This is a genomic window from Micromonospora sp. NPDC023633, assembly GCF_040640035.1.
In the GTDB taxonomy this organism is placed as follows: Bacteria; Actinomycetota; Actinomycetes; order Mycobacteriales; family Micromonosporaceae; genus Micromonospora.
Map to the genome: position 1 here is coordinate 1 of NZ_JBFABB010000199.1, position 8,317 is coordinate 8,317.

The following is an 8,317-nucleotide window of genomic DNA, read 5'->3' on the forward strand; positions in this document are numbered from 1 at the left end:
GCCGTCCTGGGTGCCGCGCGGCTGCCGCCGACGGGCCGCCCGAGCCGGTGCCGCCGGCCGGCCCGGGCAGGTCGGTGCCGCCGGTGGGCCGGCCCGCACGGGTGTCAGGCGGGCGGCGGCACGGGTGTCAGGCGACCGGGGTGCTCCGGGCCGCGTCCAGGTCGACGAGCGTGGTGTCGTCGGCGTCGTAGGCGAGGGTGCTGGTCACCCGGACCACGCCGCTGACCTGCCCGGCCAGCCGGCCCGCCAGCTCGACGGCGCTGCGCCGGTCCAACCGGCCGTCGAGCGTCACCTCGCCGTCGCGCACCCGGACCGTGACCAGCCCGTCCCGTACCGCGAGCACCCGGCGCAGCACCTCCTGCACCACGTCCTCGCGGATCTCCGCGTCGCTGCGCAGGTGCACCCGCAGCAGGTCGCCGCGCGTGACGATGCCGACGAGCCGGCCCAGGTCGTCGAGCACCGGCAGCCGCTTGACCGACTCCTGGTCCATCTGCCGGGCGGCGGCGGAGATCGTCGCCTCCGGCCAGGTGGTCACCGGCGGGGCGGTCATCAGGTCACGCGCCAGCAGGGCGTCGGCCTTCTCCCGGGCGGCGCGGCGCCGCCGCCCCTCGAAGACCCGCCGCTCGTCGGGGCGGCCGGCCCGCTCGACCTTGTGCAGCAGATCCGACTCGGACACCACGCCGAGGACCCGGCGGAAGCCGTCCACCACGGGCACCCCGCTGATGCCCCGCCGGACCAACGCGTCGACGATCTCCCGGTAGGGGGTCTCTTCCCCCACCGTCGCGACCTCCCGGGTCATCACGTCGCCCACCTGCCACGTCCTCATCACGACCTCCCTGTCGTTCCCACCTGCGACGCTACGGCCGCGGCGGCCCGCCGGGTCAGGGCCGCCGGACCGGGCCAGGAGGGGTCCAAGGTCCCGGTCCGGTGGGGCCCGGTCGGCCCTGCCCGCCGGGCGCCGACGGGCGTCCAATGGAGATGCCACCGGGAAAGCGCGGTGCGAGGCACACGAAGGGACGTGGAGAGAATGGCCGCGACGATCGAGCGCACCACCGCCAGGACTGACGCTCCGGTCGCGGAGACCCGGCACGTCGGCGAGACCACCAGGGAGCGGGCAGCCCGCTACGTCTTCGCCGGCATCCGGATCGCCCTCGGGTGGACCTTCCTCTGGGCGTTCCTGGACAAGGTCTTCGGTCTGGGGTTCGCCACCGAGGCGAAGAACGCCTGGATCAACGGCGGCAGCCCGACCAAGGGCTTCCTGACCTTCGGCGCGGCGGGTCCGTTCGCGGACTTCTACCACGGCATCGCCGGGGCCGCCTGGGCCGACGTGCTCTTCATGGTCGGCCTGGCCGCGATCGGCGTCGCGCTGCTGCTCGGCATCGGGATGCGCCTGGCCGCCGTCGCCGGCACGGTGCTCTACGTGATGATGTGGACGGTCGTCCTGCCTCCCGAGAACAACCCCTTCATGGACGAGCACCTGCTCAACGCGGCGCTGCTGGTCGGGCTCGCACTGGTCAACGCCGGCGCGACCCTCGGCCTGGGCGCGAGGTGGGCCAGGCTCCCGATCGTGCGGCGCTTCCCCTGGCTGCGGTGACCGGGCGCGGCACCTACCCACCAGCGGGCGTCACCACCGGTGACGCCCGCTTCCGCGTGCCCACCCCCGCCGTGTCACGCCCGCCTGCGCCTGCCCACCCCACCGCGTCACGCCCCCGCCGGCCGCGTCTCCCGCCCGCCTGACGTCTCGGGGCAGGTGGGAGGCTCGGCCGGCGCCTCGCCCGCCCGGCCGCGCCGAAGGTCTCCGGGACCGCCACACATCGGCCGGACGCCATCGGGCAGGATCTCGGGTGACGGACATCAGGACCGAAACGGCAGGAGACTCCCGAATGAACCAGGCAGCAGGCGCCCGCTCGGGCAAGCCCGAGGTGGGTCCGATCGAGGGCGCGCCGCCCGCCGACCTCGTCATCGAGGACATCACCGTCGGCGAAGGGCCGGAGGCCCAGCCGGGACAGCTGGCCAGCGTGCACTACGTGGGGGTCGCCCACTCCACCGGCCGCGAGTTCGACTCCTCGTGGAACCGGGGCGAGGCGTTCGACTTCCCGCTCGGCGGCGGGCAGGTCATCTCCGGCTGGGACCGGGGCGTCGTGGGCATGCGGGTCGGCGGTCGGCGCCGCCTGACCATCCCGCCGCACCTGGGCTACGGCGACCGGGGCGCCGGCGGCGTCATCAAGCCGGGCGAGACCCTGGTCTTCGTCGTCGACCTGCTCGGCGTCCGCTGAGCGGACGGCGAGCCTCCTGAGCGGGCGGTGAGCCGCCGAGCGGACGGTCAACCGCTCGGCGCACGGCCAACCGCTCAGCAAACGGGCCAACCGCCCAGCGGACGGGCGAACCGCTCGGCCACGGGCCGGTGCGGATGGCGGACGACGCCGTCGGCACCGGCCCGCACGCCGCGCTGGATCTCGGGCGCCGGAGGTCAGCAGGGCACCAGCTCCCGGTCGGCGCACGGGTCCACGATCGGGATGACCCGGTGCAGGCCGGTGGCCCGCAGCACCCGCTCGACCACCGGGTCGGGGCGGAGCAGCACCAGTTCCCCGCCTCGGGCGCGCACGCGCAGGTGCGCGGCGACCAGCGCCCGCACGCCGGCGGCGGAGAGCAGGCGGACGCCGGAGAGATCCAGCCGGAGCACGGGCCGGGCCGGAGCGGCCCAGAGCGCGGAGCGGAACGTGGCGACGGTGGCGATGTCGACCTCGCCGGTCGCCCGCACCTCCACCTCGTGGTCGGCCACGGTGATCTCCACGTGGAGCCGGTCGTCGCGCTGTTCCATACCGACGAACCTATCCCCCACCACCGACATTTCCGCCCTGCTGAGGGACCGGATCGGGGTACGCCCAGGGTCATACCCGGGGCCTCCCGGATCCCCCTCAGGGAGGACGCGGCGCGGGCCTGCGGGCGGCGACCTCGGCGGCGAGAATGAGCCGATGGTCGCCTCCCGCCCCCGCGCGCCCCGGCTGATCCGACCCGTGCGCGAGCCCGCCACGGTCCCGCCGCCGCTCGACGGGCCGTGGGCGCCCGTCGACCGGCGGCTCGACTCGGTCGAGCTGCTGCCCCTGCCCGACGGGGTATCCGGCCCGGAGGACGTGGTCGTCGACCCGTCCGGGCGGGTGGTCAGCGGCGCGGCGGACGGCCGGCTCTGGTGGTGGCCGGTGGACGCGCCTCCCGGCACCCGCCCCCGGCCGCTCGCCGACACCGGGGGCCGGCCGCTGGGCGTGGAGGTCGACCCGCGCGACGGCAGCCTGGTGGTCTGCGACGCGTACCGGGGGTTGCTGCGGGTGACCGGCGACGGGGCGGTACGCGAGCTGGGCGGGCTCGGGGCGAGGGCACACCTGGCCGACAACGCCACCGTCGCCCGTGACGGCACCGTCTACTTCACCGACTCCTCCGACCGCTTCCCGCTCTCGCACTGGAAGCGGGACCTGCTGGAACACCGGCCCAACGGGCGGGTGCTGGCGTACGACCCGCGCAGCGGGCGCACCGACGTCGTCCGCGCCGGGTTCCACTTCCCCAACGGGCTCGCGCTCACCCCGGACGAGTCGGCGCTGATGCTGGTCGAGACCGCCACGCACCGGCTGGTGCGGGTCTCGCTGGCCGACGGCGCGGTCACCGTGCTGGTCGACCTGCCGGCGTACCCGGACAACCTGACCCCGGTGGGCGACGGGACGTACTGGATCGCGTTGCCCAGTCCCCGGGTGCCGGTGGTGGAGCGGCTGCTGCCCCATCCCCGGCTGCGGCAGTTGGTGGCGGTGCTGCCGGCGGCGGTGCAGCCGAAACCGCTGCGCTACGGCCTGGTGGCCCTCGTCGACGGCGAGGGACGGGTGCTGCGCACCCTGCACGGTCCGCGCGGCACCTACGACATGATCACCGGCGTCCGCCAGCACGGCGACCACCTGTGGCTGGGGAGCCTCACGGGGCCCGGGGTGGCCCGGGTGCCGTTGGGCTGAGCCGCGACGACCGACGCGTCGGGGACCGGCCCGCGTCGGCGGCGGGCCGGTCCCCGGGTGTGCGTACCGTCGGATCAGCCGCCGCGCACGGACGGCGCCGGCACCGGCGAGCCCCCGGCCACCGCACCCGGGTGCGGCACGGCCGACGGGGTCGGCCGCAGGCCGGCCGGCACGGGCAGCGCGCTGCCCTTGACGAACTCGTCCCAGCTGACGTTCCAGGCCGTCCAGCCGTTGCCCTCGTTCAACTCGACCTCGGTGCCCTTGATGGTGACCAGGTCGCCGACCTGCGTGACGCCCATCAGCCAGTCCGCGGCCTCGTTGGACACGTTGGTGCAGCCGTGCGAGACGTTGGTACTGCCCTGATCCCCCACCGACCAGGGCGCGGCGTGGATGAACTCGCCGCCCCAGGTGAGCCGCTGGGCGTCCTCGACGTCGACCACGTAAGGGTCGGCCGAACCCCGGGTGTCGAACGTCGTGAACTCGTGCTTCTCCATGATCACCATCTTGCCGCTGGAGGTCGGCGTGCTCGGCTTGCCCATGCTGACCGGGATCTTGCGGACCACCTTGCCGTCCCGCAGCACCGACATCTGCTTGGTCGCGTTGTCGATCTCCAGGGCCACCTGCCGACCGATCTTGGAGGTGGCGGTGCGGTCGGAGTCGCCGACCCGGTCCTTGCCGATCGGCAGGCCCTCCAGCCCGGCCCGGACGCTGATGCTGGTCCCCGGGCGCCAGAAGTCGGGGGCCCGGTAATAGGCCTGACTGCCGTCGGACACCCACGACCAGGCACCCGGCTGCGGCGGATCCGTCTTCACGAACAAACGGCGCTGCACGTCGCCCCTGGCCTCTTTCGGAATGGGCGGGTCGAACGCCACGGTCACCGGCATGGCGGTGCCGTACGTCCGATTACCGGCGAAGTACAACGTGCTGGTGATTTCCGGCTTCGTCGATTTCGGCATCGTGGTGAAGGTGGTCTTGCGGGTGGTCGTCCTCCCCGAGTCCCCCGTGGCGGTCACCTCCGCGGTGTAGGTGCGCCGGGGCTCCAGGGGCGCCTTCGGCACCCAGCCCGAACCGTCCTCCCGGGGCTCTGCCTCGACCTGCGCGCCCTTGTCGTCGGTGATCCGGACGGCGGTGACCTTCCCGTTCCTGACCGCGGTCCCCACCTCGGCGCTGATCGGCACCTCGCGGGCGCGGTCGGCGGGCGTCACGGTCAGCTCCGGTGCCGCCGCCGCGCGCCCCTCGGCCGGCCCGGCACCCGGTTTGCGGTCGGCGGTGCACCCGCCGAGGGCCAACGGCGCTGCCGCGATGGTCACGGCCAGCACCGTCAGTCGCCGCCTCAACTCCATGATGCGTCCCCCCGTTAATTGGTGTCCCTCAGCCACATTCTCTCCACGCCGCGCCGGATGGGCGCGCAATTTCGGCGGAATAGGGAAAGCAATTATGCGAGGCATTTCCCGCCCTGCACGGAATGGTGCCGCCCGCTCCGGGTTCCGGATCCGTCCGGGATCGTCCGACGCGCCACCGCCGGCCCCCGGCCTCCCGGTGCGTCCCCGTTGCCCCGCCCCGGGCGGTTCGCCGGCCACGAGGCGGTGCGCGGCACGACGCCACCCCGAGCGCGTCGCCGCCGGCGACCACGCTCACGTCCAGGCTCAACCCCGACGCCGCACGCTCACGTCCAGGCGTCGTCGCCGTGGTTGCGTTCCCACCGGCCGCCGACCGGCGGGGTGTCCATCCGGATGGCGGCGTCCGCGTTGCCGGCGAGGTCGTTGTCCTCGACCCGGCAGTCCACGCAGCTGCCCTGATCGGTGATCCACAGCCCGTGGTCCTGGGTGCTCGGCTCCCGGTTGTCCCAGATCCGGTTCCCCCGGATGGTGGCCGAGTCGACGGCCGCGTTGATCGCGATGCCGGCCCGCACCGGCGGCCCGGCGGGCAGCTCGTACGGGGTGCCCGGCGCCGGAGTGGCTCCGCTCCACCCGCTGGGGGAATCCGGCCGGATCGGCGCGAGCGTGAGCTCGGTGTCGTCGTTGGCCGCCACCACGGCGATCCGCTCGCCGACCCGCACCACCTTGCCCCGGTGGCCGTCGTTCGGCCAGGTCGCCCGCCGGTCCACCACCGACTTCTCGGTGTACCGCACCGAGTCGCCGCGCCCGCTCGTCGCCGGCGCCCACTGCCGCCCGTTGTTGCGGATCCGGTTGGCGACCAGGATGGCGTCGCGGACCGGACGGTCGATGCGGATGGCGTCGGCGCTGTTGCCGTAGAAGTCGTTGCTCTCGATGACGATCTCCTCGGCGACCTGCTCCTCGGATCCGCCGAGGTTGCGCTGGTGGTAGCCGTACCGGCCGTTGCCGCTGATCCGGTTGCCGCGGATCGTGTACGGGCCCGGGGTGTTGCCGATGCTGACCCCGTCGCGCAGGTTGCCGTCGATCACGCAGTCGGTGAGGATGCCGCCCCGCCCGGCGGTGTGCGTGGTGCCCTTCGCCGAGACGTGGAAGCCCGCCTCGAGGTTGCCGGTCATGGTGCACGCGGAGACGATCAGGCCGTTCGCGCCCCAGTCGGAGATGCCGAAGCGGTTGCCCTGGGCGTGGCAGCCGATGATCCGCACTCCCCGCGGACGTAGGTGGTCCGCCTCCTGCAACTCCAGGAAGATGCCGTTGGTGGCGTTGGCCACCGCGCTGCAGTTGACGATGTTGAACCGCTCGACGCTGCCCCAGCCGCCGATGCCGACGCCGATGCCGGCACCGCCCATCTCGGTGCCGCTGTCCAGCCGCCCGCACCCAGCCACCAGCACCCCCTCGATGAGGCAGTCCTGCAGGAAGTCGCAGCCCAGGCCGGTGGCGGCGGTGTGGTGGATGTACAGGTTGCGGAAGATGCCGCGCACGACGTACTGCAACCCGAGCCCCTTGGCCAGCGGGTTGTAGTCCGCCGAGGCCACCCCCGAGCCGTCGATCTCGAAGTCGGAGAAGGTGCAGTCCGCCAGGTGCCGGACCCGGTCGGCACCGTGCTGGAGCGTGGTGTAGAAGGCCAGCGGCGCCGGGTCGGCCCGGTTGCCGGCGTTGCTGAGCACGAAGCGGGTCGCCCCCGGGCCGGCGCCGACGAGCGACACCCCGGAACGCCACACGGTGCCCGAGTCCCGCATCGAGTAGACCCCGGGCGGGCAGTAGACGATCCGGGCCCGGCCGTCGGCGGCGTACGCGTCGCCGAGCCGGTCCACCAGCGCGGCGAGCGCCGGCTGGTCGTTGGCCACCCCGTCGCCGACCAGGCCGTGTTCCCGGGCGTCGCAGAGCAGCGGGGCGCCGGCCACCGCGTGGCGGCGCACGCCGCCGGCGGAGGGCATGTTCGGGTACGCCACCTCGTCCTCCCCTCGGCGAGACTGCCCGGCCCGCATTCCCGGCCGTTTCCGGGGGAAACGCGGGCCGCGACGGCGACGGCCCCGGCGCCGCCGGAGGGCGGAGCCGGGGCCGTCGTGGCCGGGGGTCAGACGTTGGCGATCAGCACCGCCGGCCGCTCGACGCAGTCGGCGACGTGCCGCAGGAAACCGCCGGCCACCCCGCCGTCGCAGACCCGGTGGTCGAAGGTCAGGCTGAGCTGCGTCACCTTCCGCACCGCGAGCTGCCCGTCCACCACCCAGGGCTTGTCCACGATCCGGCCCACCCCGAGCAGCGCCGCCTCCGGGTGGTTGATGATCGGGGTGGAGCCGTCGACGCCGAAGACGCCGTAGTTGTTCAGCGTGAACGTGCCGCCGGTCAGCCGGGCCGGGGGCAGCGTGCCGGCCCGGGCGGCCGTGGTCGTCGCGGTCAGCTCGGCGGCCAGTTCGGCGGTGGTGAGCCGCTGCGCGTCCCGCAGCACCGGCACGACCAGCCCCCGGTCGGTCTGGGCGGCGATGCCCAGGTGCACCCCGGCGGACTGGACGATCCGCTGGCCCTCGGTGTCGACCCGGGCGTTGAGCTGCGGGTACCGGCGCAGCCCGGACAGGCAGATCCGGGCCAGCAGGGCCAGGATGCTCACCGGCGCGTCCGGGGTCGCCGCGTTGATCGCCGCGCGGGTCTCCAGCAGACCGGTGGCGTCCACGTCCACCCAGATGGTCACCTCGGGGATCTCCCGCCGGCTGCGGGAGAGCTTGTCGGCGATCGCCTTGCGGATGCCGGTCAGCGGGACGATGAGGTCCTCGGCGCCGGAGACCGCCGACGGGACGGGCTCGTCCGGCACCGCGGCGAGCCGGGCGGCCGGCGTCGCCGCCCCGGCCGCGGCGGCCTCCACGTCCGCCCGGCGCACCACCCCGCCGGGGCCGGTGCCGCGCAGGGTGGCCAGGTCGAGGCCGTGCTCGC

General features: G+C 74.4%; 8 protein-coding genes. 3 read left to right on the forward strand and 5 right to left on the reverse strand.

The window, feature by feature from the left end; genetic code table 11:
• Nucleotides 1–127: 127 nt before the first annotated feature.
• Nucleotides 128–826 (reverse strand): CBS domain-containing protein, encoded by a 699-nt coding sequence (locus tag AB0G13_RS32880; RefSeq protein ID WP_357883027.1) that lies wholly within the window; start codon nt 824–826, stop codon nt 128–130.
• A 192-nt stretch (nt 827–1,018) separates the two neighbouring features.
• Between AB0G13_RS32880 and AB0G13_RS32885 the strand changes: the two genes are divergently transcribed.
• Both AB0G13_RS32885 and AB0G13_RS32890 read left to right on the forward strand, forming a co-directional pair.
• Nucleotides 1,019–1,594, forward strand: a complete 576-nt coding sequence (locus AB0G13_RS32885) for a hypothetical protein (RefSeq protein ID WP_357883030.1) — start codon at nt 1,019–1,021, stop codon at nt 1,592–1,594.
• A 289-nt stretch (nt 1,595–1,883) separates the two neighbouring features.
• Nucleotides 1,884–2,276 carry an FKBP-type peptidyl-prolyl cis-trans isomerase gene (locus AB0G13_RS32890; protein ID WP_357883033.1) on the forward strand — a complete coding sequence of 131 codons (393 nt, stop codon included), beginning with the start codon at nt 1,884–1,886 and terminating at the stop codon, nt 2,274–2,276.
• 194 nt (nt 2,277–2,470) lie between these two features.
• On the opposite strand, the gene AB0G13_RS32895 is transcribed toward AB0G13_RS32890, so the two are convergent.
• Nucleotides 2,471–2,821: an STAS domain-containing protein gene (locus tag AB0G13_RS32895; protein ID WP_357883036.1), complete on the reverse strand. Its 351-nt coding sequence runs from the start codon at nt 2,819–2,821 to the stop codon at nt 2,471–2,473.
• A gap of 154 nt (nt 2,822–2,975) precedes the next feature.
• On the opposite strand from AB0G13_RS32895, the gene AB0G13_RS32900 reads away from it, so the two are divergent.
• Nucleotides 2,976–3,995: an SMP-30/gluconolactonase/LRE family protein gene (locus AB0G13_RS32900; protein ID WP_357883039.1), complete on the forward strand. Its 1,020-nt coding sequence runs from the start codon at nt 2,976–2,978 to the stop codon at nt 3,993–3,995.
• 74 nt (nt 3,996–4,069) lie between these two features.
• On the opposite strand, the gene AB0G13_RS32905 is transcribed toward AB0G13_RS32900, so the two are convergent.
• The 3 genes from AB0G13_RS32905 to AB0G13_RS32915 form a co-directional block, all read right to left on the reverse strand.
• Nucleotides 4,070–5,338, reverse strand: coding sequence for an Ig-like domain-containing protein (locus tag AB0G13_RS32905; RefSeq protein WP_357883045.1), 1,269 nt, complete (start codon nt 5,336–5,338; stop codon nt 4,070–4,072).
• A gap of 323 nt (nt 5,339–5,661) precedes the next feature.
• The gene (locus tag AB0G13_RS32910) at nt 5,662–7,326 is read right to left on the reverse strand and encodes a right-handed parallel beta-helix repeat-containing protein (RefSeq protein ID WP_357883048.1); all 1,665 of its coding nucleotides are present in this window, start codon (nt 7,324–7,326) and stop codon (nt 5,662–5,664) included.
• A gap of 140 nt (nt 7,327–7,466) precedes the next feature.
• On the reverse strand, nt 7,467–8,317 hold an 851-nt coding region (locus AB0G13_RS32915; protein WP_357883042.1), incomplete at its 5' end, for a dihydrolipoamide acetyltransferase family protein.